Origin of the sequence: Dactylosporangium maewongense, assembly GCF_039531485.1 — a bacterium.
GTDB lineage: Bacteria > Actinomycetota > Actinomycetes > Mycobacteriales > Micromonosporaceae > Dactylosporangium > Dactylosporangium maewongense.
In genome coordinates this window covers 516218-539047 of the sequence record NZ_BAAAQD010000002.1, presented here as the reverse complement: position 1 = coordinate 539047, position 22830 = coordinate 516218, and the positions used below count along the sequence as shown (strand labels likewise).

Annotated in this window: 25 protein-coding genes and 1 pseudogene; 15 read left to right on the top strand and 11 right to left on the bottom strand. The window is 73.2% G+C overall.

What is annotated here, in order from left to right; translation table 11 throughout:
- Positions 1 to 13: 13 nt before the first annotated feature.
- From ABD332_RS09365 to ABD332_RS09350, 4 genes are read left to right on the top strand one after another with little or no spacing between them, the layout of a single operon-like run.
- Complete coding sequence (locus ABD332_RS09365; RefSeq protein WP_344501392.1) at positions 14 to 871, top strand: ABC transporter ATP-binding protein; 858 nt, start codon at positions 14 to 16, stop codon at positions 869 to 871.
- Positions 868 to 2373: a hypothetical protein gene (locus ABD332_RS09360; protein ID WP_344501391.1), complete on the top strand. Its 1506-nt coding sequence runs from the start codon at positions 868 to 870 to the stop codon at positions 2371 to 2373. Before ABD332_RS09365 ends, ABD332_RS09360 begins: the two co-directional genes overlap by 4 nt.
- The gene (locus tag ABD332_RS09355; RefSeq protein ID WP_344501464.1) at positions 2370 to 2861 is read left to right on the top strand and encodes a SigE family RNA polymerase sigma factor; all 492 of its coding nucleotides are present in this window, start codon (positions 2370 to 2372) and stop codon (positions 2859 to 2861) included. The genes ABD332_RS09360 and ABD332_RS09355 overlap by 4 nt, the downstream gene beginning before the upstream one ends.
- Positions 2858 to 3961, top strand: coding sequence for a hypothetical protein (locus tag ABD332_RS09350; RefSeq protein ID WP_344501390.1), 1104 nt, complete (start codon positions 2858 to 2860; stop codon positions 3959 to 3961). Before ABD332_RS09355 ends, ABD332_RS09350 begins: the two co-directional genes overlap by 4 nt.
- Before the next feature lie 18 nt (positions 3962 to 3979).
- Here the strand turns inward: ABD332_RS09350 and ABD332_RS09345 are convergent, their stop codons facing one another.
- The 3 genes from ABD332_RS09345 to ABD332_RS09335 form a co-directional block, all read right to left on the bottom strand.
- Positions 3980 to 4615, bottom strand: coding sequence for a response regulator (locus ABD332_RS09345; RefSeq protein WP_344501389.1), 636 nt, complete (start codon positions 4613 to 4615; stop codon positions 3980 to 3982).
- Between the two features lie 11 nt (positions 4616 to 4626).
- On the bottom strand, positions 4627 to 5178 hold the full coding sequence (locus ABD332_RS09340; RefSeq protein WP_344501388.1) for a DM13 domain-containing protein: 552 nt from the start codon (positions 5176 to 5178) through the stop codon (positions 4627 to 4629).
- Positions 5179 to 5250: 72 nt separating this feature from the next.
- Positions 5251 to 6681: a VWA domain-containing protein gene (locus ABD332_RS09335; protein ID WP_344501387.1), complete on the bottom strand. Its 1431-nt coding sequence runs from the start codon at positions 6679 to 6681 to the stop codon at positions 5251 to 5253.
- A gap of 168 nt (positions 6682 to 6849) precedes the next feature.
- Here ABD332_RS09335 and ABD332_RS09330 point away from each other — a divergent pair, with 168 nt between their 5' ends.
- The gene (locus ABD332_RS09330) at positions 6850 to 7341 is read left to right on the top strand and encodes a hypothetical protein (protein WP_344501386.1); all 492 of its coding nucleotides are present in this window, start codon (positions 6850 to 6852) and stop codon (positions 7339 to 7341) included.
- 78 nt (positions 7342 to 7419) lie between these two features.
- A complete protein-coding gene (locus ABD332_RS09325; protein WP_344501385.1) occupies positions 7420 to 7833 on the top strand; it encodes a hypothetical protein in 414 nt (137 codons plus the stop codon).
- A 57-nt stretch (positions 7834 to 7890) separates the two neighbouring features.
- Here ABD332_RS09325 and ABD332_RS09320 read toward each other — a convergent pair whose 3' ends face one another.
- Together ABD332_RS09320 and ABD332_RS09315 are read right to left on the bottom strand one after the other, a co-directional pair.
- On the bottom strand, positions 7891 to 8487 hold the full coding sequence (locus ABD332_RS09320) for an HdeD family acid-resistance protein (RefSeq protein ID WP_344501384.1): 597 nt from the start codon (positions 8485 to 8487) through the stop codon (positions 7891 to 7893).
- An 80-nt stretch (positions 8488 to 8567) separates the two neighbouring features.
- A complete protein-coding gene (locus ABD332_RS09315; RefSeq protein WP_344501383.1) occupies positions 8568 to 8924 on the bottom strand; it encodes a DoxX family protein in 357 nt (118 codons plus the stop codon).
- Positions 8925 to 9032: 108 nt separating this feature from the next.
- Here ABD332_RS09315 and ABD332_RS09310 point away from each other — a divergent pair, with 108 nt between their 5' ends.
- On the top strand, positions 9033 to 9407 hold the full coding sequence (locus ABD332_RS09310) for a winged helix-turn-helix transcriptional regulator (protein ID WP_344501382.1): 375 nt from the start codon (positions 9033 to 9035) through the stop codon (positions 9405 to 9407).
- A 25-nt stretch (positions 9408 to 9432) separates the two neighbouring features.
- Here the strand turns inward: ABD332_RS09310 and ABD332_RS09305 are convergent, their stop codons facing one another.
- On the bottom strand, positions 9433 to 10194 hold the full coding sequence (locus ABD332_RS09305; RefSeq protein WP_344501381.1) for a DUF899 domain-containing protein: 762 nt from the start codon (positions 10192 to 10194) through the stop codon (positions 9433 to 9435).
- A gap of 204 nt (positions 10195 to 10398) precedes the next feature.
- On the opposite strand from ABD332_RS09305, the gene ABD332_RS09300 reads away from it, so the two are divergent.
- Positions 10399 to 11067 (top strand): sugar transferase, encoded by a 669-nt coding sequence (locus ABD332_RS09300; RefSeq protein ID WP_344501380.1) that lies wholly within the window; start codon positions 10399 to 10401, stop codon positions 11065 to 11067.
- A gap of 4 nt (positions 11068 to 11071) precedes the next feature.
- A pseudogene (locus ABD332_RS09295) lies at positions 11072 to 12226 on the top strand (glycosyltransferase family 4 protein); the annotation flags it as partial.
- A gap of 108 nt (positions 12227 to 12334) precedes the next feature.
- On the opposite strand, the gene ABD332_RS09290 reads toward ABD332_RS09295, so the two are convergent.
- The gene (locus ABD332_RS09290; RefSeq protein ID WP_344501379.1) at positions 12335 to 13105 is read right to left on the bottom strand and encodes a DeoR/GlpR family DNA-binding transcription regulator; all 771 of its coding nucleotides are present in this window, start codon (positions 13103 to 13105) and stop codon (positions 12335 to 12337) included.
- Positions 13106 to 13194: 89 nt separating this feature from the next.
- On the opposite strand from ABD332_RS09290, the gene ABD332_RS09285 reads away from it, so the two are divergent.
- From ABD332_RS09285 to ABD332_RS09265, 5 genes are all read left to right on the top strand, one after another.
- On the top strand, positions 13195 to 14070 hold the full coding sequence (locus ABD332_RS09285) for an SIS domain-containing protein (RefSeq protein ID WP_344501378.1): 876 nt from the start codon (positions 13195 to 13197) through the stop codon (positions 14068 to 14070).
- An 8-nt stretch (positions 14071 to 14078) separates the two neighbouring features.
- Entirely contained in the window at positions 14079 to 14927 is an 849-nt protein-coding gene (locus ABD332_RS09280; RefSeq protein ID WP_344501377.1) for a 1-phosphofructokinase family hexose kinase, read from the top strand.
- On the top strand, positions 14908 to 15741 hold the full coding sequence (locus tag ABD332_RS09275) for a class II fructose-bisphosphate aldolase (protein ID WP_344501376.1): 834 nt from the start codon (positions 14908 to 14910) through the stop codon (positions 15739 to 15741). The genes ABD332_RS09280 and ABD332_RS09275 overlap by 20 nt, the downstream gene beginning before the upstream one ends.
- A gap of 139 nt (positions 15742 to 15880) precedes the next feature.
- Positions 15881 to 17323: a DUF1996 domain-containing protein gene (locus ABD332_RS09270; protein WP_344501375.1), complete on the top strand. Its 1443-nt coding sequence runs from the start codon at positions 15881 to 15883 to the stop codon at positions 17321 to 17323.
- 193 nt (positions 17324 to 17516) lie between these two features.
- Positions 17517 to 18248 (top strand): hypothetical protein, encoded by a 732-nt coding sequence (locus tag ABD332_RS09265; protein ID WP_344501374.1) that lies wholly within the window; start codon positions 17517 to 17519, stop codon positions 18246 to 18248.
- A 15-nt stretch (positions 18249 to 18263) separates the two neighbouring features.
- On the opposite strand, the gene ABD332_RS09260 is transcribed toward ABD332_RS09265, so the two are convergent.
- Positions 18264 to 18503, bottom strand: a complete 240-nt coding sequence (locus ABD332_RS09260) for a hypothetical protein (RefSeq protein WP_344501373.1) — start codon at positions 18501 to 18503, stop codon at positions 18264 to 18266.
- A 137-nt stretch (positions 18504 to 18640) separates the two neighbouring features.
- A complete protein-coding gene (locus tag ABD332_RS09255; RefSeq protein ID WP_344501372.1) occupies positions 18641 to 20563 on the bottom strand; it encodes a CHASE3 domain-containing protein in 1923 nt (640 codons plus the stop codon).
- 41 nt (positions 20564 to 20604) lie between these two features.
- Between ABD332_RS09255 and ABD332_RS09250 the strand changes: the two genes are divergently transcribed.
- Positions 20605 to 21264 (top strand): response regulator transcription factor, encoded by a 660-nt coding sequence (locus tag ABD332_RS09250; RefSeq protein WP_344501371.1) that lies wholly within the window; start codon positions 20605 to 20607, stop codon positions 21262 to 21264.
- Here ABD332_RS09250 and ABD332_RS09245 read toward each other — a convergent pair.
- Together ABD332_RS09245 and ABD332_RS09240 are read right to left on the bottom strand one after the other, a co-directional pair.
- Complete coding sequence (locus ABD332_RS09245; RefSeq protein WP_344501370.1) at positions 21230 to 21586, bottom strand: response regulator; 357 nt, start codon at positions 21584 to 21586, stop codon at positions 21230 to 21232. The two genes, ABD332_RS09250 and ABD332_RS09245, sit on opposite strands and share 35 nt — an antisense overlap.
- Positions 21587 to 21778: 192 nt before the next feature.
- Entirely contained in the window at positions 21779 to 22780 is a 1002-nt protein-coding gene (locus ABD332_RS09240; RefSeq protein ID WP_344501369.1) for a hypothetical protein, read from the bottom strand.
- Between the last annotated feature and the right edge of the window lie 50 nt (positions 22781 to 22830).

Sequence of the window (22830 nt, the reverse complement as noted above, 5' to 3'; positions counted from 1 at the left end):
CGAGGCTGGACCCATGCTTGAGCTGATCGACATCACCAAGGTCTACAAGGGGCAGAAGCGCGCGGTCGACGGCCTGACGCTGCGGCTCGGGCCCGGCCTGGTGGGGCTGCTGGGGCCGAACGGCGCGGGCAAGTCGTCCCTGCTGCGCATCGCGGCGACGGTCACCCGGCCGACCCGGGGGCAGGTCCGCTTCGACGGCGCCGACGCGGTCACCAGGCCCGCCCCGCTGCGAAGAGCGCTCGGCTACCTGCCGCAGGACTTCGGCGTGTACCCGCACCTCACCGGCCAAGAGTTCCTCACCTACCTGGCGGCGGTCCGCGGCCTCTCGCACCGCTCCGCCCGCGCCCGCGTCGGCGAGCTGCTCGACCTCGTCAACCTCGCCCACGCCGCGAAGCGCCCCCTCGGCGGCTACTCCGGCGGCATGCTGCGCCGGGTCGGCATCGCGCAGGCGCTGCTCGCCGACCCGCGGGTCATCGTCGTCGACGAGCCGACCGCGGGCCTCGACCCCGAGGAGCGGGTGCGCTTCCGAAATCTGCTGAGCGACCTGTCCGCGGACCGGTCCGTGCTGCTGTCCACGCACATCGTCTCCGACGTCGAGTCGGTCGCGACCAGGATCGTCGTCATGGCCGCCGGCCGGATCCGGTTCGACGGCGACCCCGGCGACCTGGTGCGCAGCGTCGCGGGGCACGTGTGGGAGCTGCCGGTCGCCCCCGCCGACCTGCCGGGCGTCCAGCAGCGCATGCCGGTGACCAGGCAGATCCGCACCGGCGGCCACGTCAGGGTCCGGGTGCTCGCCACGCAGCGCCCCGCCCCGGACGCCACTCCCGTCGCGCCGGACCTCTCCGACGCCTACCTGGCGGTGACCCGGTGACCGCCGTCATCGGCCTCGCGGTCGCCGACTTCCGGGAGCGGGTGCGCCGCCCCGCGTACCTCGTGATGCTGATCTCGGCGGTCGGCCTGGGCTGGCTGGCGGTGCCGCCGACCGACGCCCGCTGGGTGGTGCTCGACGCCGGCGGCTTCCGCGGCACCTACACCAGCGCCTATGTCGGCCTGGTGACCGCCCTGACCAGCGCGTTGTGGCTCACGTTCGTCGGGTTCTACCTGGTCCGCGACGCCGTCGCCCGCGACGTCCGCACCGGGGTCGGCCAGCTGCTCGCGGCGTCGCCGCTGCGCACGCCGGTGTACCTGGCCGGTAAGTTCGCCAGCAACCTGCTGGTGCTCGGCTCGATGGCGGCGACGCTCGCCGTCACCGCCCTCGCGCTCCAGCTGCTGCGCGGCGAGTCGCGGACCGTCGACCTCGTGGGGCTGCTCACGCCGTTCGTGTTCCTGGCGCTGCCGATGCTGGCCGTGACCGCCGCCGCGGCGCTGCTGTGGGACGCGACGCCGGTGCTGCGCTCCGGCTTCGGCAACATCCTGTGGTGCTTCGTGTGGATGGTCGGCGCCATCGGCGGCCAGTCCGCGTCGGCGCCGCTCGGCGGGATCGGTGTATCGCAGCTGGCGGGCACGATGCCGGCGACGTCCGACTCGTTCGGCCTGGGTCTGATGTACGTGGACGCTCCACTTCGGACGTTCGACTGGCCGGGCCTGCCGCTGGATCCGCCGTTCGTGGCCGGCCGGGTCGCGCTGACCCTGCTCGCGGTGGCCGTGGCCCTGCTGCCGGCGCTGTGGTTCCACCGCTTCGACATCGCGGCCCGTGGCCCCGCAGCGGCGGTCTCCGCCGGCGAGCCGAGGACCGTCTACAAGGGACTCCCGCAGACGCCGGCCGTGGTGACCGGGTCCGCGGTGCGGCTGCCGTTCGCCGAGCTCCGCGTCCTGCTACGGGGCACGCCATGGTGGTGGTGGACCGGTGCGGCGCTGCTGGCCCTGCTGGGGCTCGCCTCCCCGGTCGATCCCGGCTCCGTGCTCGCCGTCGTGTGGATCTGGCCGGTGATCCTGTGGTCGCGGCTGGGCACCCGGCGCGAGGCGGGGGCGATCCTCGCGGCGTATCCCGGTCCGCGTCGGCGCCTTCTCGCCGAGTTCGCCGCGGGTGTACTGCTGACGGCCGGCACCGCCGCGCCATCGGCGATCCGGATGGCCGTCGAGGCGGACCGGGCGGGCCTCGCGGCCTGGGCGGCCGGCGCGCTGTTCATCCCGGCGCTCGCCCTGGCCCTCGGCACCCTCACCGGCGCCGCACGCACCTTCCAGGCGGTCTACACGATCCTCTGGTACATGCTGATCAACGACGTCGCGGCGGTGGACTTCATGGGCGCCCTGCCCTCGGGCGGCCCGCCGCCGGCTCTGGTCGCGGCCTCGGCGCTGGCGCTGCTGGGAATCGTGTTCTTCTTCCGGACCGTCAGAACATTCGGCGGCCGTGGAAGCGTCTGTTGGGGGTGACGTTCGAGGAGTTCGTGCACAGCAGGGGCGCGGCCCTGGTGCGCTTCGCCCGGCTGCTGACCGGCGACGAGCACCGGGCCGACGACCTGGTCCAGGAGGTCCTGGCCAAGGCGTTCGTGCAGTGGCGGCGGGTGTCGGCGGCGGAGCGCCCCGACGTCTACGTCCGCCGGATGCTGGTCAACGCCAACACCTCCTGGTGGCGCCGTCGCTCCAGCGGCGAGGTCACCGTCGCCCTGGTCGCGTCGCCCACCGCCGCCCCTGACATCGGGGTGGCGGTGGCCGAGCGGGACGCCCTGTGGCGGATGGTCCTCGCCCTGCCGGTGCGCCAGCGGGCGGTCCTGGTCCTGCGCTACTACGAGGATCTCGACGACGTCGCGATCGCGGAGATCCTCGGCTGCTCGGCCGTCACCGTCCGGACCACCGCGTTGCGCGCCCTCACCACCTTGCGCGCCCGTCACCAGCCCTCTTCCTCCCGGAGCGTCTCATGAGCACCCAGCTCGAGCAGGACCTGGCGGCCACGTTCGGCGCCCACGACGGCGACGTCGTCGACACGTCCGCCCTCGCCGACGCCGCCGCCCGCCGGGGCCGCCGCTTGCGGGCCCGCGCCTATGCGGTGCGCGGCGCCGCGCTCGTGGCGGTCGTCGCCGCCGCCGGCGCGGTCACCGTCTCGCGGTCCCCGGGCGTGCCCGGCCCGGCCGCGCAGGCGTCCCAGAGTGCCGGCGCCGACTGGATCAGATACCCGCCGCCGGGCGGCTGGTCCGTCCCCGGCCTGCCCGCGGTCGCGGTGCCCGCCGACCCGTCGAGGATCGGCACCGACCCGGCGCTGCTGCACTTCACCGTCGACGAGTGGAGCGTGGTGTCCCCGTACGCCACGTGGCGCTCGACCGGCGGTGTCGAGACGATCGAGTTCGCCCGGGACGGCGCGACCTACAAGGTGTCCCTGGCGAAGACGACCGCCCTCCTCGACCGGCTCCTGGAGGACGAGAACCGCGACCCGGCCGGCCACCTGCCGACCGCCACCGACCGGGGCGACGGCCTCTTCGTCTTCACCTCCGGCCCCATGCAGCGCTTCTACTACCAGCGCTGGCAGCCGGTCCCCGGCGTGTGGGCGCAGCTCTTCGCCGAGGACGCCGCCACCGCCGACGCCGCGCGCATCAAGGCCCGCGTCCGCCTGGACGTCACGCTGCGCTGCGCCGCGCCCGTCCAGCTCACCGCCCTACCGGCCGGCGCCGGACTCCTCGGCTGCGAGACCACCCTCGCCGGCAACGACCTCCCCGGCCGCCTGCTCTTCGCCACCCTCTGGGCCGGCGAGAACACCGTCGACCGCGCCGAGATCTCGATGATGCGCGTCGGCCTGTCGGCCACCTCGGCCGCACCCACCCTGACCATCGGCGGCCACCCCGCGGCCGTCTTCACCGACGACCGGTTCCGCCCCTCCGTCGAGTTCCCCGACGTCAACGGCCTGCGGATCCACATCGCCGGCACCGGCACGTACACGAGCCCGGCGCTCCTGACGATCGCCGAGGGCATCCGGGTGGCCCGCGCCCCCTTCGACCCGTCCACCTGGGCCGACCGGCTCGTCACCTGACGCGCCGGCGCGGGCCTGTCACGCCACGGTGCCGGTGTCCCAGGCCCAGACGGCGATGCCGACGCGGTTGCGGACGCCGAGCTTGCGCTGGATGGCGGCGACGTGGGTCTTCACCGTGCCGGCGGAGATGAACAGCTCGGCGCCGATCTCCGCGTTGGTCCGGCCCGCCCCGACGTGGGCGGCCACCTCCAGCTCCCGCTCGGTCAGCGCCTCGACCGGCGCGGGCCGGGCCGGGCGGGGTCCCGTGACGTGCTTCAGCAGCCGCACCGTGATCGACGGGCTGATCAGGCTGTCCCCGGCGTACGCGGCGCGGACCGCCTCGGCCAGCAGGGCCGGGCCGGACCGCTTCAACAGGAAGCCGGACGCGCCGTCGCGCAGCGCCGGGTACACGTACTCGTCGAGGTCGAACGTGGTCACCACGACGACCCGGGTCGGGCCGCCGGCGAGGTGCCGGGTGACGGTCAGCCCGTCCATCCGTGGCATCCGGATGTCGAGCAGCGCCACGTCGGGGGCTAGCTCGCGGGCCAGCCGCAGCGCCTCCACCCCGTCGGCCGCCTCCGCGACCACGTCCAGGTCGGGCTCGGCGCCGAGGATCCGCCGCAGCCCGTCGCGGACCATCGGCTGGTCGTCGGCGATGAGCACCCGGATCGTCACAACTGAGCAGCCTAGGCGAGCTGCGCCGCCCCGAACGACACGGAGAAGCGCTTGCACCAGATCGTCACGGAGCGCAGGCTCGCGAGGTCGGTGCCGGCGGGGATCGCGTAGGCCTGGTCGCCCTTGTTGCCCTTCAGCCTGCCCAGCTCGACGTACCTGCCGTCGTCGAAGACCGACCAGCCGGCCTTGCCCGCGACGACGGGCTGGTCGGTGAGCCAGACGCGCAGGTCCGGCCCGTCGGAGGTGCTCAGCCCGGCGATCTCCAGCCGGTGGGTGCCGTCGGCCGCCCGGACCAGCCGCGCCGTCCCCGACGTCTCGTGCTCATGCGTGACGAACGTGCCGCTGGCCACGACGACCGGCGCCACGACGACCGGCGCGGCGGTGCCGCTCTGCGTCGCGACGGCGCCGCCCTGCGCCTGGCCCGTCGCGGTCGGCCCGGTCGGCGCCGTCAGGGCCTCGTGGACGGTGGTGTCGGTGAACAGGCGCCACGGCGCGAACCAGTACAGGCCGAACCCCAGCACGGCGACGAGGACGACGGCCGGGACGGCCAGCTTCCATCTCATGCGCTTCAGTGAACCGGCCACCCGTTCCGCGCGGCCAGCCTCCGCGTGCTTACCGGGTGCTTACGGTTCGCCTCATGAGGGCAGGATGCGGGCCGCCGCGGCGGCGGTGTGCCAGCGGCTGACGAAGCCGAAGATCTGGCCGTACAGGTCGTCGTCGGAGAACTGGTCGATGTCGTCGATCGGGATGAAGCCCGCGTTGTCGACCAGGCCGCCGCGGACGTTGTCGAGGCGGGCGAGGACGCCGTAGTCGGCCACGCCGAGGCCGAGGAACATCCAGTACACGGGGCGGTCGCTCGAACGGACCAGCAGCTCGGTGATCTGCTTCTCCGCGTGGACGCCGCCGTCGGACCAGAACAGCACGAGCGTCGGGTGGGGTGACGGCTCGGCGGCGGTCCAGTCCAGGATCTCCCTCATGACGCGGGGCTCGAAGTTGCCGCCCTCGGCGCGCTTCTTGTCGGCGGCCAGGCGGTCGAGGTAGTCGTCGGCGTCGGCGACGCGGACCGGGGCGGAACGGACCGGGAAGTCGCCGAAGAACCACACCTCCATCTCGCCGTTGTCGTCGAGGAGGTCGGCGATCACGACCATCCGCTCCAGGGAGCGCTGCATGACGCCGCTGCGGAAGAGCTTCTTCGTGGAGCCACTGCAGTCGATGGCCAGCACCACGCGGAACGTGCGCCCGTCGAGGCCGCTCTTGACGAGGGAGACGGCGACGGCGTACTTGCGCAGGTCGACGTTCGACGCGCCGGGCGCGGGCTTGGCAAGGCTGATCTGCTTGGCCTTCGTGAGGCCGACGGCCGGCGCCGCAGGCGACGGGCCCGCCGACGGTGGCGCCGGCGCGAAACCGACCGGCGCGGCGGCCGGAGCGGGCGGCGGCGCGAACCCAACCGGAGCCGCGGCCGGAGCAGGCGGTGGCGGCGCGAAACCAACCGGAGCCACGGCCGGAGCGGCCGAGGACGGTGGGGGCGCGAAAGCCGGGGGCGCGGGCTCCTCGTCGACCGTCAGGCCGGCGTCGGTGACCAGGCCGCGCAGGCCGTCGGTGAAGCCGTCGCCGACGCAGCGGACCTTGATCGCGTCGCGGTGGCGGTAGACGTCGCCGACGATGAGGGCGTCCTGGACGTCGGGGGTGCCGAGGTCGAGGCCGTACAGCTCGCCGTCCGGACCGTGCACCGAGGCGCGCAGCCCCGGCACCGCGGCGAAGGTGCCACCGGCGACGGTCAGGCCGATTCTGACCCGGACCGTGGAGCCCGACCAGCCGCCCGGGGTGACCTGGAGTTGGTGCCGGGTGACGCCGGCGACGGTCTGCGGCGGCATCCACCGCGCCCCCGCCCCGCCGGGCTGGTTGTAGAAGACCATCGCTTCGTCGCCGGGGGCCCGGCCGGACTCGTCGAGCAGAAACGCGACCAGGTCGACCTCGGGTCCCGCCGAGTGGCTCACTTCCACGGTGTACGACGCCGCCACCGGCAACGCCGTGTTCTGCCCTCGGGCCAGGATCGCAACGGTCACGCCGATGATTGCACCACAACGAGGCCAGCCCCAGTCCGGCCTGACCGGACGAACTGTCATGCCGCTCGGGTGGGGTGCGTGCTCGCGCACCGCCGGAATGCTGGAACCCGTAAGCGCACGGGCCGACGCCATGGCCCGTGACGACGGATCGCTGATCAGGGAGTACCCATGACCAGTTCCACTGCCGAGCGTGGCCGCACCGAGACCAGCGAGCGCGAAGAGGAAGGCCCGCTGCACCCGCTGCTGCTGGCCGCGCTCATGTCCCGCCGCGAGGAGCGCGGCGAGGGCATCTTCGAGCACCCGCTGCTTCTCGCGGCCCTCGCCCGGCGCCGCGGCGAGGAGGGCGAGGGCAGCATGATCGAGCACCCGCTGCTGCTCGCGATGCTCGCCCGGCGCCGCGGCGAGGAGAGCGAAGGCAGCATGATCGAGCACCCGCTGCTGCTCGCGATGCTCGCCCGGCGCCGCGGCGAGGAGAGCGAAGGCAGCATGATCGAGCACCCGCTGCTGCTCGCGATGCTCGCCCGCCGCCGCGGCGAGGAGAGCGAAGGCAGCATCATCGAGCACCCGCTGCTGCTCGCCGCGCTCGCCTCGCGGAAGCGGCGGGGCAAGAACATCGTCGAGCACCCACTCCTGCTCGCCGCGCTGATGGCGCGCAACTGACCCGATCATCCCGGTCCCGTCCCCGGCCGTACCGCGGCCGGGGACGGGACATTCGCCGATTTCAAGGGAGGCACCATCGTGGCGGCTGAATCGTCGACACCACACGATCCCGACCAGCCACAGCAGGTCGAGGCGCTCATCGACGAACTGATCCTGGAGATTCTCGACAGCGCCGACCAGGGACAGATCACGAAGGCCCCCGGCCGGGCCCGGGGCCGCGGCCCGATGCCGGGAGGCCTGCTGGAGAGTCTCCGGGCCGGCATGGCACAGGGCGGCATGGCACGGGGCGGTTCGACGCTGGAGCGGCTGCTCATGGCCGAGGCCCTCGCCGGGGTGCTCGCCGACGCGCTCGCACCCGCCCTGGCGGAGGCGCTCGCCCCCAGGATCATGAAGGTCCTGCAGGGCAACGCGGAGGACGAGCCGGCCGGCGACGCGCGGACGCCCGCGAAGACGCCGAGCCGGTCACACACCCGCAAGTCAGAGTCGAAATAGCGCGGCGGCCGCTCCCCCACAGGAGAGCGGCCGCCTTGCTCGGCACGTGCATGCTGTTTACGGGTGGGCCACCGGCCGGACCGCGGCGGCGTCGCGGCGCATGACGAAGGCGCACGCGATCTCCGCGCACCCGATCACCAGCGCGCTGATCCCGGCCAGCAACACCATCGCGGTGAGCGTGGCGCCCGGCCACATGACGAACACGAGCCCGACGACCAGCGAGGCCACGCCCATGGTCGTGAGCCACACCCGCGTCCTGCCGTGCGTCATCAGCCCGATGCCGATCTCCGACAGCCCGGTCAGCAGCCAGGCCAGCCCGACGATCAGCGCGAGGGCCGTTACGCCGGCGATGACGTCGCGCAGGCACGCGATGCCCACCACCACCATCGCCGCGCCCACCACGCCGGTCATCAGTCGCCGCCCCGCCGCCTGATGGTCGGTCAGAGCCGCCGCGAGCCGCATCACGCCCGCGACGAGCAGCCAGATGCCGACCAGCGCGCCGAGGACCCGCAGGGTCTCGCCCGGCCAGACGAGCACCACGAGCCCGAACAGCGCGGTGGCCACGCCGAGCACCAGGGTCTGCCGGAACGGCACCGCCGCCGCCTGCGACGACTTCTGAACCGCACCGCCGTGTCTCGCTGAGAACGTCGCCATGTCCCCTCCTTCTCATGTTCGTTCCACCCCACGATTCACCCGCGCACGGGCCACGTCATCGCCCGCGGAGGGTGGGGATGTCAGAAGGCGAGCCAGACGGCTGCCGCCGCGGCCACGAGCAGGCCGATGTTGAGCCCGATCAGCCGGGCCTCGCCGCGCGACAGGTGCACCGCGATGCCGCCGACCTGGATCAGCACCAGACCCGCCGCCGCCGCGACGGCCAGCCACGGCGCGATCCCGGTCAGCCGCGGCAGGATCAGGCCCGCCGCGCCGAGGACCTCCAGCACGCCGATCGTCCGGACGAGCGGCATCGGGACCCGGTCGACCCAGCCCATCATCGGCAGCAGCCGCTCCTGGCTCTGCGTGATCTTCTTGCCGCCGGCGTACAGGTAGAACACCGCGAGCAGCCCGCCGACGATCCAGTACGCGATCTCCATGTGCGCCCCTCACCAGGATGGTTACCAGTCGTAAGTGACCACATGGTGCGTCACTATTGAGGGGCTTACAAAAGGCACACGCGTGTGCGTGACGCACAAGGGATGGTCATGTCCGAGTACGAGCACACCTGCATGATCCGGGGCGACGGCGGCCGGACGATCCGCGCGATCCTCGACCAGATCTGCAACAAGTGGACCCTGCTGATCGTGGCCACCCTCGACCAGGGCACGCTCCGCTTCACCGACCTGCACCAGCAGATCCCGGGCATCTCACAACGGATGCTGACCCTGACGCTGCGCCACCTGGAGCGCGACGGACTGGTCGCCAGGACGGTGCACGCCGAGGTCCCGCCCCGCGTCGAGTACACGCTGACCCCGACCGGCAAGAGCCTCATCGGACCCGCGCTCGCCCTCGCCGGCTGGGCCATGGAGCACGTCCCACACATCGAGGCGAGCCGGGCGGCCTACGAGGCGCGGTCCTGAGCGATCGGGCGGCCCACGAAAAAGGTCAGTACTCGTCCTTGCGCCGCCACCAGATGCCGGTCTCGTTGCGCCCCAGCGGCGCCCGGTCGAGCCACTGGTACATGCCCCAGATCGCGTCCACGCCGCGCTCGTAGGTGGAGTACGTGTGGTGGACGACGCCGTCCTCGTCGCGCACGAACGCGCTCAGGCCCGGGCCCTGCTGCCGGTAGGTGGACCAGTCGACGCCGACCCCGCCGGCGAGCTCGAGCACGTCGGGGCGCATCTCCCCAGACTCCGCCGGCCGGACGTCCATCTGCCGGTAGTTGTACTCCACGCTGCCGGACCGCCACTCCTCGGCGGAGTGCGTCACGCGGAAGTCGTAGTTGAAGTCGCTGCCGGCCGACGACGCCCACGGGAACGTCCAGCCCATCCGCTCCCGGTAGGCCAGCAGCTTCGCCAGCGGCGCCTGCGACACGGCGTGCAGCGTCACGTCGTGGTTCGCGAGGTGGACGACGGACCCGTTGAAACCGTCCGCGATCGAGGAGCACGACGGGCAGCCCGCGGTGTAGTCCGGCCCGAACATGAAGTGGTAGATCAGCAGCTGTGACCTGCCGCGGAACAGGTCGGCGAGGGTCGCCGGCCCGTCCTCGGTGTCGAAGCGGTACTCCTTGTCGATCCGCACCCACGGCAGCTCCTGCCGCTGCCGGGCCACGGCGTCGCCGCGCCGGGTGAGCTCCTTCTCGGCCTCGAGCAGCTCCAGCCGCGCCGCCAGCCACTCCTCGCGCGTCCCGACCTTGTGGTCGATCATCTCTTCCCCCTGACTCCGGTCTCCTGTAGCAACCCAACGGTTGCACAATCTCGGACTGAACGCAACCAGAAGGTTGCGTCAGTTTTCGTGTAAGCAATGCGACACGGGCTTGCGAACCGGTCGCCGACTACGACAGCGTGCACTCGTACTTTCACTGACCGCGATGTATCCGTACGCCTTGCACAGTCACGGGGGTGACCGAGCTTGACGGTTGAGTTCGCCGCGGTTCCCGAGGGGGAAGTGCTCGCCAGGCGATCGGCGCGGCAGCTCGCGGAGTCGGTGGCGGCGCTCGCGCTCATCGTGCTCTTCTCGCCGCTGCTGCTGGCGGCCTACGCCGCGGTCGCACTGACCAGCCCCGGGCCCGCCCTGTTCCGGCAGGACCGGGTCGGCCTGCGCCGCCAGGTCTTCACGATGTTCAAGTTCCGCACCATGTACGACGGCAACGACGACACCGAGCACCGCCGCCTCATGCGCGAGCAGCTCGTCGCCGAGGTGCCACCCACCGGCGGCGAGCCCGGCATCTACAAGTTCGCCCGCGACCCCCGCATCACCCCGGTCGGGCGGCTGCTGCGCGAGTACAGCGTCGACGAGCTCCCGCAGCTGTGGAACGTCGTGCGCGGCGAGATGTCGCTGGTCGGCCCGCGCCCCTACGTCCCGTGGGAGGCGGAGCTCTTCCCCGCCGACGTCGAGCGGCGCTTCAGCGTGCGGCCCGGCATGACCGGGCTGTGGCAGGTCAGCGGCCGCAGCACGCTCGACTTCCGCAGCGCGCTGCGGCTCGACGTCCACTACGCCGACAACCGGTCGCTCTGGCTGGACCTGCGCATCCTCGCCCGCACGGCGATCGTCGTGTTCGACCGCTCGGCGAGCCGGTAGCCGGATGCCTCGGCCTCCCCGCCGGCCGCGGGTCCGGCACATCGCGATCGTCGTGGCCAACCTGCCCGCCGAGCGGGACCGCCGCGTCATCCGCGAGAGCCTGTCGCTGGAGTCGCGCGGCTACGGCGTGACGATCATCGCCCCGCGCGGCGCCGCGCGCGGAACCCTGCCGGGCAGCCGCGACGTGCGCCTGCGCCCGTATCCGCTGCTGGTCACCGGCTCCGGCGTCGTCACCTTCGCCCTCGAGTTCGTGTGGTCCTTCCTCTGCGTCGCCGTCCGCCTCGCCGGTGAGGTCCTCCGCGGCCGCGCCCACGCGGTGCAGGTCTGCAACCCGCCCGACGTGTACTGGCCCCTCGCCCTGGTGTTCCGGCTGCTGCGCCGCCCCTGGGTCTTCGACCACCACGACCTGTGCCCCGAGATCCTGGCCACCCGCAGCGGCTCGGACGGCGGGGGGCTCGCGTTCCGCGTCCTCGTCCTCTTCGAGTGGCTCACCCTGCGCACCGCGACCGCGGTCTTCGCCACCAACGAGTCGTTCCGCGCCAACGCGCTGCGCCGCGGCGTCCCCGCGCACAAGGTGACCGTCGTGCGCAACGGGCCGTCGGCGCGCGAGGTCGGCGTGGCGTCCCCCGCTCCCGCGGCCGAGCACCGGATCGCCTATCTCGGCGTGCTGGGCCCCCAGGACAACGTCGAAGGCGCCGTCCTCGCCGCCGAGGAGCTCACCCGCCGCCGCGGCCGCACCGGCTGGCGCATGGTCATCGCCGGCGACGGCGAGTCCAGGCCCGCCCTCATGAAGCTCACCGCGGACCGCGGCCTGGCCGACGTCGTCGAGCTGCCCGGCTGGCTCGACGCCGTCGAGGTCGACGCCCTCCTGCGCACCGCGACCGTCGCCATCCAGCCCGACCTCCCGACCCGCATGAACGACCGGTCCACCATGGCCAAGACCGTCGAGTACCTGGCCCGCGGCGTCCCGGTCGTCGCCGCCGACCTCACCGAGACCCGCCGCACCGCGGCCGGCGCGGCGCTCTACGTCCCCGCGGCCACCCCGGCCGCCTTCGCCGCCGCCCTCGACGCGCTGCTCGACGACCCGCCCCGCCGGGCGGCCATGAGCGCCGTCGGCCGCCACCGCTTCGAGACCTTCCTGTCCTGGGACCACCAGGCCGAGCCCTACCTCGCCGTCTGGTCCCGGCTCCTGCCCACCCTTCCGCCCACCACTGCCACCCGGATCCCCGCCCAGCGCCCGGCGCCCGGCCCGGCGCTCCGCCGCAGGTCAGACGCAGATGACGGCGACGCCGGTGGCGCGGACGGCGGCGAGCTCGGCGGGGTCGGCGGTGGAGTCGGTGACCAGGGTGGAGACCTCGGCCAGCGGGGCGATGGTGGCCAGGCAGTCGCGGCCGATCTTTGAGCCGTCGGCGACGACGATGACCTGGGTGGCGCGGCGGAGCATGGTGGCGTTGGTGTTGGCCTCGATGTCGTCGTGGGTGGTGAGGCCGCCGGCGGCGGTGATGCCGTCGACGCCGATGACGGCCACCTGGAGGTGGAGTCCGTTCAGGGTGCGGTCGGCGATGGGGCCGACGAGCTCGTAGGACTGGGTGCGGGTGACGCCGCCGGTCATGATCAGCTTCAGCCGGGGGCGCAGCGCCAGCTCGGCGGCGATGTTGACGGCGTTGGTGACGACGGTGAGGTCGACGCGGGTCGCCAGGAGCCGGGCGAGCAGGTGGGTGGTGGTGCCGCCGGTGAGGCCCAGGGTGAGCGGGCCGTGCGGGAGCAGCTCGAACGCGCGCTGCGCGATGCGGGCCTTGGCCTCGCGGTGCTGGCCGGTGCGGTAGCGGACCGGGAGCTCGGCGAGGGACGGGGACGCGGCGACCGCGCCCCCGTGGGTGCGGGCGAGGAGCTGCTGGTCCTCGAGCGTCTGCAGGTCGCGACGGATCGTGGCGGTGGAGACGCCGAACTCCGAGGCGAGGGCGCCGGCGTCGATGGAGCCGCTGCCCGAGACGCGGGACAGGATCGCCGAGACGCGGTCGGCGCGGCGGCGGCTCACCCGATCACCGAACAAAACGCGCAGTTCAGAATGTCCACTTGTGCAAGATACCTTGTGAAGCGAACAGGAAACGCGCAACCCTGGTTGGCATGACGGACACCGCGAGGGAGATCGCCAGCCAGCCCGAGACCTGGGCACGAGCGGCGACCGTGGACGGCAGCGCGCTCACCGGACGGGGCGAGCGCACCCTGGTGCTGGGCTGCGGCACCTCGTGGTTCATGGCGCAGAGCCTGGCCGAGCTGCGCGAGGCCGCCGGCTTCGGCGAGACCGACGCCGTGTGCGCCTCCGAGTTCGTGCCGCGCCGCCGGTACGACCGGGTCATCGCCCTCACCAGGTCGGGCACCTCGACGGAGGTGCTGGACGCGCTGCGGCGCCTCCCGGGGAGCCCGCACCGGGTGGCGGTGACGGCGGTGGACGGGGAGCCGGTCGACGACCTGGTCGACGAGCGGATCCTGCTGGACTTCGCCGACGAGCGCAGCGTCGTGCAGACCAGGTTCCCGACGACGCTGCTGGCGGTGGCCCGTCACGCGTACGGCGAGAACCTGTCGCACCTGGTCGGGGACGGCGCGGCGGCGCTGGCGGCGGAGCTGCCGGCGGGCGTGCGGGACGTCGGGCACCTGGTGTTCCTCGGCACCGGCTGGACCGTCGGGCTCGCCCACGAGGCGGCGCTCAAGGTCCGCGAGGCCGCGCAGGCCTGGTCGGAGTCCTACCCGGCGATGGACTACCGGCACGGCCCGGTCGCGGTCGCCGGGCCGGAGAGCCTGGTGTGGGCGTTCGGCGCGGTGCCGGACAGCCTCGACGACACGATCCGCGGCGCCGGCGCCACCCCGGTGCGCAACGGCCTCGACCCACTGGCCCAGCTCGTGCTGGCGCAGCGCTTCGCCGTCGCGCTCGCGGAGCACAAGGGCCTCGACCCGGACCGGCCGCGACTGCTGACCCGGTCCGTGATCCTTACCCAGCCATGATCCTCACGGTGACGCTGAACCCCGCGCTCGACGTCACGTACACGGTGGACGCGCTGGTGCCGCACGCCACGCACCGCGTCACGGCGGTGCGGGAGCGGGCCGGCGGCAAGGGGCTCAACGTCGCCGCGGTGCTGCACGCGCTCGGCGAGCCGGTCCTCGCCACCGGGCTGCTCGGCGGGATGACGGGCGCGGCCGTCGCCGCCAGGACCGCGGTGCCGCACAGCTTCACGGCCATCGGCGGGGAGACGCGGCGGACCGTGACGGTCGTCGACCGGGCCGACGCGACGGGGCTGTGGGAGCCCGGGCCGGCCGTCACGCCGGACGAGTGGGGCGCGTTCCAGGAGCACTACGCGGCGCTCGTCAAGGACGCCGAGGTGGTGGTGCTGTCCGGGTCGCTGCCGCGGGGTCTGCCGGCGGACGCCTACGCGACGCTGGTCGGGCTCGCCCGCCGGTACACCTGCCGCAGCGTCCTCGACTCCAGCGGCGACGCGCTCCGGATCGGCGCCGCCGCCGGCCCGGACGTCGTGAAGCCCAACGCGGCCGAGCTGAACGACATCCAGACACCGCTCCGGGCGGTCGTCGAGACGCACGGCCCGCGAGGGCTGATCGCGCGGACGCCCGAAGGGTCGTGGCGGGCGACCCCGCCCGAGGTGGTGACCGGCAACCCGACCGGCGCCGGCGACGCGTGCGCGGCCGCCCTCGCACGGGGGCTGCGGGACGGCACGCCCTGGCCGGAGCTGCTCGCCGACGCGGTCGCCCTGGCGGGCGCCGCCGTCGCCGCACCGGTCGCCGGAGAGATCGACATCAACCACTACCGAGCAACGAGGGAACGGGTCCATGTTCAGCCCCACGGGTGAGATCGTCGAAGCGGCACGCAGCGCGAACGTGGGCGTCGGCGCGTTCAACGTCATCACCGTCGAGCACGCCGAGGCGATCGTCGCGGGGGCGGAGGCGGCGGGCTGCCCCGTCGTGCTGCAGATCAGCGAGAACGCGGTGAAGTTCCACGGGGGGCGCCTGGCGCCGATCGCGGCCGCGGCCCGCCGGGTCGCCGAGCTGTCGTCGGTGCCGGTGGCGCTGCACCTCGACCACGTGGAGAGCGACGAGCTGTTCGACCAGGCCGCGGCGCACGGGTTCGGATCCGCGATGTACGACGCGTCGAAGCTGCCGTTCGAGGCGAACGTGGCCGCGACGAAGGCGGCGGCCGAGCGGGGCCGGGCGGCCGGGATCTGGGTGGAGAGCGAGCTCGGCGAGGTCGGCGGCAAGGACGGCGCGCACGCGCCCGGCGTGCGGACCGACCCGGCGGAGGCGGCGGCGTACGTGGCGGCGACCGGCGTCGACGCGCTCGCCGTCGCGGTCGGGTCGAGCCACGCGATGACGACCCGGACGGCGGCGCTGGACCACGCACTCATCGCCGCCCTGACGGCGGCGGTGCCCGTCCCGCTGGTGCTGCACGGCTCCTCGGGCGTGCCCGACGACGAGCTGCGCGCGGCGGTCCGCGGCGGCCTCGTGAAGATCAATATCGGCACGGCGCTGAACGTCGCGTTCACCGGCGCGGTGCGGTCGGCGCTGGAGGACGCGGCCGTGGTCGACCCGCGCAAGTACCTGAAGGCCGCGCGGCAGGCGATGGCCGACACGGTGACGCACGCATTGCGGGTCGTGACCGAGCTTTAGGCCACCTTTACGTTCGACTTAGATCTCCCCGGAACGCTTGAGAGAGCGCTCTCCTGGTGTCTACGGTCGCGGTGCTCGCATCGACCAGACCCGTTCCGGAGGGCTCATGCCGACCCAGCGGCAGACCAGACGACGCACCTTGCTCGCACTTCTCGCCGTGCCGGTCGTCGGCGCGGTCGCCACGACCGTCATCGTCACCACCACCGCCGGCGCCGAGCAGGCCGACACCGCCGGGCTGCTGCAGGCCGAGGCGTGGAGCGCCCAGTCCGGCGCCAGGACCGAGAACACCGGCGACACCGGCGGCGGCAAGAACGTCGGCTGGCTCGCCAACGGGGACTGGATGCGCTACGACGGCGTGGACCTCGGCGGCACCGGCTCGCTGACCGCCAGTGTCCGGGTCGCCGCGGCCAGCCGCGCCGGTGGCACCGTCGAGCTGCGCGCCGGCACGCAGACCGGTGAGCTGCTCGCCAGCTACCCGGTGAACTACACCGGCGGCTGGCAGACGTGGACCACGAAGACCGCCGTCAGCCCGACCGCGCTGACCGGCAAGCAGACGGTCTTCGTCGTGCTCAAGAGCGACCAGCAGAGCGACTTCATCAACATCAACTGGCTGCAGTTGAAGCGGACGCCGACGGCGACGGTCCCCGGCTCGCCGACCGGCGGCACCACCACGCCGCCGACCGCGCCCACGACCAGGCCGCCGACCAGCGCGCCGCCGGCGCCGCAGACCGGCTGGCCGACCGTCGACCCGGCGAAGCAGGCCGCGGACACCGCCGCGTTCTTCGCCCGCAAGCCGAAGCCGGTCACCAACAACCCGGTGAAGGTCCCCGAGTTCAACGCGCAGTGCACGGTGAGCCACCACAACAACGACGACCCGATCGTCTTCCCCGGCCTGACCGGCGCCGCGCACAACCACACGTTCTTCGGCAACAAGACCACCGACGCGGCCTCGACCACCGAGAGCCTGCTGGCGGGCAACACGACCTGCAACCCGACCGGCGACCACTCGGCGTACTGGATCCCGACGCTGTACCAGAACGGCAAGGTCGTCGACCCGAAGGGCGCGGTCACCGTCTACTACGGCTCGCGGCTCAAGGACCCGAGCAAGACGCAGCCCTTCCCGACCGGGCTGCGGATGATCGCCGGCGACGCGAAGACCCAGACGGACACGCCCGACAAGCAGGGCAACCACTTCTGGTGCGCGGGCATCGGCGGCGCCACCGGCCGCACGCCGGACGGCGAGTACCCGGTCTGCGCCCCGACGGCCGAGCTGGTCCGCCAGATCACGTTCCCCGACTGCTGGGACGGCGTGCACCTGGACAGCCCGAACCACAAGGACCACATGGCCAACGGCGACTACACCGGCGCCTGCCCGAAGTCGCACCCGGTGCCGATCCCGTCGGTGTCGTTCGTCATCGCGTACCCGCTGAACACCAACACCACCGGGATCACGCTCTCGTCGGGCAACGGCTACTCGATGCACGCGGACTTCTTCAACGCGTGGGAGCCGGAGGAGCTGGCCCGGCGGGTCCGGGACTGCCTCGACCAGGGCTACAAGTGCAACTCGGCGGGCAACTTCTAGCCGCTTCCCGCAAGAACTCGGAATGGCCACCCGCCGCCACGGGTGGCCATTCCGCTGTTCAGGGATGGCCGGGTCCACAGCCGGGTTTCACAGCCGGCTGCCAACCTCGCCGGACCGTGTGCACAGGGACGGGGCCGAGAGTTGCTTCCAGCGGCCCTCCGGGAGCGGGCCGACCGAGACCGGGAGCGACATGATGACCAGCACCGAGCAGCCCACCCCCGTCTGGGCCACCCCCGTCGACAACACGCCTGTGCCGGACATGACGGCCCCGGCCTACCAGGGCCAGACTCCGGCCGCGGTCATCGAGGGGCCACCCGCACAGCGCCCGGCGGCCAGGTCGTCGCGGCTCAAGACGGCGATCGTCGGGGCGGTCGCGGCGCTCGTCATCGGCGGCGGCGGGTTCGCGGTGATCAGGGCGTCCGAGGACAGCGCGGCGCCGGCGAGCCAGCAGGCCGGCGCGCAGAGCGGTCAGGGAGCGCAGGGAGCCCAGGGGGCGCAGGGGGCTCAAGGGGGGCAGCAGGGAGCCCCGGGGGCGCAGGACGGTCAGGGGGCCCAAGGGGCGCAGGGCGGCGCACCGGACGGCGGTCAGGGTGGGCGCGGCGCGATGGGCGGCGGGATGGGGCGGGGTGCCGGTGGGCTCGCCGGTGTCATGTACGGCGACTTCGTCGCCTCCGACAGCAACGGCGGCTACGTCACCAGGCGGATGCAGACCGGAACGGTCACCGCGGTGAGCGCCACGTCGATCACCGCGAAGAGCGCCGACGGCCACGCGACCACGTTCGCGGTGACGTCGGCGACGACGGTCAGCGGTGGAGGCACGATCGGCGACGTGCAGGTCGGCGACACCGTGACCGTGGTCGGCACGGTCACGGGCGACACCGCGAGCGCCACCGCCATCACCGCCACCGTTCCTGCGGGGAACTGAGGAACATCGGGGGGATCAGGCGTCGGCCAGGGCGCGGGTGCACAGCGTGCGGGCCCACTGGATGCGGTCCAGGGCCACCTCGGGGCGGTCGCCGAAGACCTCGGCGGCGCGGGCGTAGCACTCGTCGGGACCGAGCTGATCGAGGGTCCGGTCGACGGTGTCGCGGACGGTCGCGTCGTCCAGGTCCGCGTGGTTGGGAGTGTCGGAGACGAACAGGGCCATGCACAGGACCGGGTCGACGAGGCAGGTCGTCATGGTGGCTCACCTCTCGGAGAGGTCGTTGTTGTCCTGTCCACCGTCGCTCGGGTGAGGGGGCGGGGCATCTGCGCCAGCATGCGTCCGGGGCTGCGGGTTTCCGGACCCGGAGATACCGGCTGGCAGCCACCGGCATCTCAACTGGCCTCACCCTTCACGGACTCGTCCCTCAGGGGAATTCTGCAGGACAATGTGGTGCCGTGACCGGGCCGGCTGGCGATGTGCATCGTGCCGCCGAGCGCGGCGATCCGGTCACCGAGGCCGATCAGGCCGGTGCCCAGGTGCGGGTCGGCGCCGCCGGCGCCGTCGTCCTCGATCGAGAACTCCAGCGCGCCGCCGTCGAGGTCGTCGGCGACGGACCCGCGGACGGAGATCAGCGTGGGGTGGGCGTGCCGGATCGCATTGGTGAGCGCTTCGGCGATCACGTAGTACGCGCCGATCTCGATCTTCGTGTCGATCCGCGTGGGCAGGTCGAGCCGGACCTCCACCGGCACCGGCGACCGGCGCCCCAGCGACTTGACCGCCGGCACCAGCCCGCCGTCGGACAGGATCGACGGGTGGATGCCGCGGGCGAGCTCGCGCAGCTCGTCGATCGCCTCGGCCAGGTCGGTGCCGATGTGCGACAGCCGCTCCCGCAGCTCGCCGCCGGCCTGCGTCTCGGTCGCCCGCAGCTGCAGCAGCAGCGCGATCAGCCGCTGCTGGGTGCCGTCGTGCAGGTCGCGTTCGATCCGGCGGCGGCCCTCGTCGGTGGCGGCGACGACCCTGGCCCGCGAGGCGGTCAGGTCGGCGCGGGCCTGCGAGCTGGCGATCGAGCTGGCGACCAGGTCGGTGAACTCGGCGGCGCGGGCGGCGTCGTGCTGCAGCAGCGGCCGGGCGCTGGTCGACAGGGCCTTCAGCACGCCCCAGGTGCGGCCGGCGACGAGGACCGGCGCGCCGATCGCGGAGCGGATCGAGAGGTCGCCGAACTCCCGGGCGAGGAAGCCCGCGTTCGGGGGGGCCTCGATGTGGACCGGCTTGCCCGAGTGCAGCACCCGCCCGGCCACGCCCTCACGATCCAGGATGACCTTGCCCGGCGAGATGCGGTGCGCGGCGTCGGCGCTCCAGGTCGCCACGACGGTGCCCTCGCCGTCGGGTTCGAAGCGGACCAGGGCGGTGGCGTCGGCGCCGAAGAGCTTGCCGGCCTCCTCGGTCACGGCGCCGAACACGGCCACCGCCGGCCGGCCCTTGGCCGCGACGGTCGCCACCCGGCGCAGTGCCGCCTGTTCGGCGGCCACCGAGCTGAGCGTGGTGCGGCTGCGTCGCATGGCGCCGACCATCGAGTTGAACGTGCGCTGCATGCTGCCGATCTCGACCGCCCCGTCGGTGGCGACCCGGACGTTCAGGTCGCCGCGGGCGACTTCGTCGGCCGCCGAGACGAGCCGGCGCAGTGGCCGCACCACCATCACGGCGAGGGAGCGGGTCAGGATCGCGACGCCGAACATGGCGGTGGTGAAGCCGCCGATGCCCGCGACGAGGGCCCGCCGCCCGGCGAGCATCGACTCGCGGCGGCTCTGTTCGACGGTGCGGCGCTGGGCGGCGGCGAAGTCGTCGAACTCCTGGCGCAGCGCGGAGATCTGCCGCTGCCCCTGAAGGACCGATGTGGGGCTGATGTTCTTCGGCACGGCGCCCTCCTCCAGGGCGATGGAAGGGTCGGCGTAGTCGTCGAGATAGTCGGTGATGTCCAGGTTGAGCACGGCGACGCGGGCGGTCTGCACGCGGTCGCCGGCGACGGTCGCGGCCAGCTCCTGCTGCTGTGCCGGGATCTGCTCCTGGGCGGCCTTCCACGGCACGAGCACCGCGGGGTCACGGGTGAGCGCGAAGCCGCGGCGGCCGGCCTCGACGTCCAGCAGGAGCCGCTCGAGGGTGGTGGCGGCGGAGACCGATCGCTCGGCCCGGGTGACTGCGAGGACGGATTCGCGCAGCTGGTAGACGGACAGGAGGATGGCGGCGAACGCCGTGCTGATCAGCAGTGTGAACAGCGCGCAGGTGACCCCTAGGCGGAGCGTCAACCCCCCGTGCATGGGGTGTCCTTACCCCCTAACGCGGGGATATGTTGGATTTGATGACATCTGTGGTGGTCGCTGACGATGACGTGCTGCTCCGAGAGGGCCTCGCCAGCCTGCTCGACCGTCATGGGTACACCGTGGCCGGAGTTGCCGACGACGGATCGCACCTGCTGCGGCTGGTCGAGGAGGTCAGGCCCGACCTCGCGGTGGTGGACATCCGCATGCCCCCGACACACACCAACGAGGGGCTGGCCGCGGCACGGGAGATCAGGAGCCGGTTCCCGTCCGTGGCGATCCTCGTGCTGTCGGCGTTCGTCGAGGTGGAGCACGCGATCGAGCTGCTGGCCAGCGGCGAGCGGATCGGGTACCTGCTGAAGACCCGGATCACCGACGTCGAGGAGTTCCTGGAGACGCTGCACCGGGTGCAGGACGGCGGGACCGTGGTCGACCCGGCGGTGGTGCAGGAGCTCGTCGCGGCGCACCGGCGGCGGGACCCGCTCGACGTGCTGAGTCCCCGGGAGCGGGAGGTGCTCGCGCTGATGGCGGAGGGCCGGTCCAACGCGGGGGTGGCGAAGCAGCTGTGGGTCACCGAGGGCACCGTCGAGAAGCACGTCAGGTCGATCCTGACCAAGCTCGACCTGCCGGAGACCGACGAGACCCACCGCCGGGTCCTGGCGGTGCTCACGTTCCTTGAAGCCGCGTCAGCAGGCACTTGATCGCCGCGGCGGACAGGTGCTCCTTCGGCAGGAAGCCGATCGCCCGGCTGTCCGCGAGCAGGTCGGCCACCTCTTCCGCGGAGAACGCCGACACCATGATGACGGGGCTCTCCTCGATCCGGGCGGCGAGGTCGAACCCGCTCTCCGCCCCGAGGCCGACGTCCACCAGCACGACGTCCGGGCGCTGCGCGTCGATGGCCTGCAGCGCCCCCCGGCTGTCCGCCGCGTCCCCGACCACGGCGATCCCCTGCGCGGTCAGCAGACGTTTGGCTCCCGCGCGAAAGCGCTCCGAGTCGTCGACGATGACGCAGCGGATCGTCATACCTTGAACGGTGCCAGCCCAGCCGCCCGCTGACCTTACGGCTAGCCGGAAAGACCGGATGTCACCACCACGCCTACCACCCCGGGGCCGGCGGTGCGGCCGATCGCCATGAGCCCGGCCGCCACTGTTGCCGGCCCCCGGACGCGGCCCGGGCGAGGCGCCGGAGCGCCCCGCCCGGTGTCGAAGCGGAAGCTAGACGGTCACGAGATCAGCCGCCGGCTCCGCCGCGGCGGGGCGGCGAGCGGTGCGCAGCGCCGCCAGGCCGGCGAGGGCCAGGCCGAAGGCCGCCCAGCCGAGCAGGACCCAGACGTGCCCGGCGGCGGCGTGGCCGTCGAAGAAGGCGGTGCTGCGCAGCAGGGAGCCGGCCGCCCCCGGCGGGAGGAACTGGCCCAGGGCGCCCCAGCCCGACGGCAGCATCTCCGGGGCGCTGGTCAGCCCCGACAGCGGGTTTCCCAGCAGCATCATGGTCGCCGCGCCGAGGCCCAGGCCGGCCGGGCCGAGCAGGGACTCCAGGCCGAGGATGGTCAGGGCGGTGGCGGCGATGCCGAGGGCGACGGCGCCGGCGTTGAGCCAGTAGGAGCCCTCGACCGAGCCGAGCCAGAACTGCAGGATGCCGACGAGCGCGAGCCCGCCGGTGACCGAGAAGGCGAGCGCGCCCGCGAGGCGCCGGCCGGCGCCGACGACGAGGGTGGTGAGCAGGCCCGCGGCCGCGATCCCGCCGAGGACGAGCGGGAGCGCGCCGGCGGCCAGGCCGGCGCCGCGCTGGTCGTCGGCGGGCAGCGGGACCAGGTCGCGGACCGGGACCGCCGGCTCGGTGGCGCCGAGCGCCTGGGCGACCTGCTGGAGGGCCTGGGCGACGGACGGGCTGGCGGCCGAGGCGATGATCAGCTGCGGCCGGCCGGTGGAGAGGTCGATGGCGCCGTAGACGTCGCGGTCGAGGATCAGCCGCTCCGCGGCGGCGGTGTCGCCGACGACGGTCACGTCGAAGGTGCCGGGGCGCTTCGCCGCCAGCTGCTGGGTGACCTGCGCGGTGGCGGCGGCCGGGCCGGCGACGGCGATCGGGATGTCGTGCACGCTGGAGCGGCTCGCGGGCCAGGCGAACGCGATCATCATGACGCTGAGCAGCGCGGTGAGCAGGAGCACGAGCGCGCCGACGCGGGGCCAGGCCGACGGTGGTGCGGCGGTGGTTGCCATCGGAAGTCTCCTAAAAAGAACGTTCGTTCGCGTACAACGAGCATGCGCCG

Excerpts from the sequence above, each read along its gene's own strand:
- ABD332_RS09305 (WP_344501381.1), bottom strand. The coding sequence starts at position 10,194 with ATGATCGACCACAAGGTCGGGACGCGCGAGGAGTGGCTGGCGGCGCGG.
- ABD332_RS09310 (WP_344501382.1), top strand. The coding sequence starts at position 9,033 with ATGTCCGAGTACGAGCACACCTGCATGATCCGGGGCGACGGCGGCCGG.
- ABD332_RS09315 (WP_344501383.1), bottom strand. The coding sequence starts at position 8,924 with ATGGAGATCGCGTACTGGATCGTCGGCGGGCTGCTCGCGGTGTTCTAC.
- ABD332_RS09255 (WP_344501372.1), bottom strand. The coding sequence starts at position 20,563 with ATGCACGGGGGGTTGACGCTCCGCCTAGGGGTCACCTGCGCGCTGTTC.
- ABD332_RS09320 (WP_344501384.1), bottom strand. The coding sequence starts at position 8,487 with ATGGCGACGTTCTCAGCGAGACACGGCGGTGCGGTTCAGAAGTCGTCG.
- ABD332_RS09350 (WP_344501390.1), top strand. The coding sequence starts at position 2,858 with ATGAGCACCCAGCTCGAGCAGGACCTGGCGGCCACGTTCGGCGCCCAC.
- ABD332_RS09240 (WP_344501369.1), bottom strand. The coding sequence starts at position 22,780 with ATGGCAACCACCGCCGCACCACCGTCGGCCTGGCCCCGCGTCGGCGCG.
- ABD332_RS09265 (WP_344501374.1), top strand. The coding sequence starts at position 17,517 with ATGACCAGCACCGAGCAGCCCACCCCCGTCTGGGCCACCCCCGTCGAC.
- ABD332_RS09250 (WP_344501371.1), top strand. The coding sequence starts at position 20,605 with ATGACATCTGTGGTGGTCGCTGACGATGACGTGCTGCTCCGAGAGGGC.
- ABD332_RS09260 (WP_344501373.1), bottom strand. The coding sequence starts at position 18,503 with ATGACGACCTGCCTCGTCGACCCGGTCCTGTGCATGGCCCTGTTCGTC.
- ABD332_RS09275 (WP_344501376.1), top strand. The coding sequence starts at position 14,908 with ATGTTCAGCCCCACGGGTGAGATCGTCGAAGCGGCACGCAGCGCGAAC.
- ABD332_RS09365 (WP_344501392.1), top strand. The coding sequence starts at position 14 with ATGCTTGAGCTGATCGACATCACCAAGGTCTACAAGGGGCAGAAGCGC.
- ABD332_RS09245 (WP_344501370.1), bottom strand. The coding sequence starts at position 21,586 with ATGACGATCCGCTGCGTCATCGTCGACGACTCGGAGCGCTTTCGCGCG.
- ABD332_RS09330 (WP_344501386.1), top strand. The coding sequence starts at position 6,850 with ATGACCAGTTCCACTGCCGAGCGTGGCCGCACCGAGACCAGCGAGCGC.
- ABD332_RS09285 (WP_344501378.1), top strand. The coding sequence starts at position 13,195 with ATGACGGACACCGCGAGGGAGATCGCCAGCCAGCCCGAGACCTGGGCA.
- ABD332_RS09340 (WP_344501388.1), bottom strand. The coding sequence starts at position 5,178 with ATGAGATGGAAGCTGGCCGTCCCGGCCGTCGTCCTCGTCGCCGTGCTG.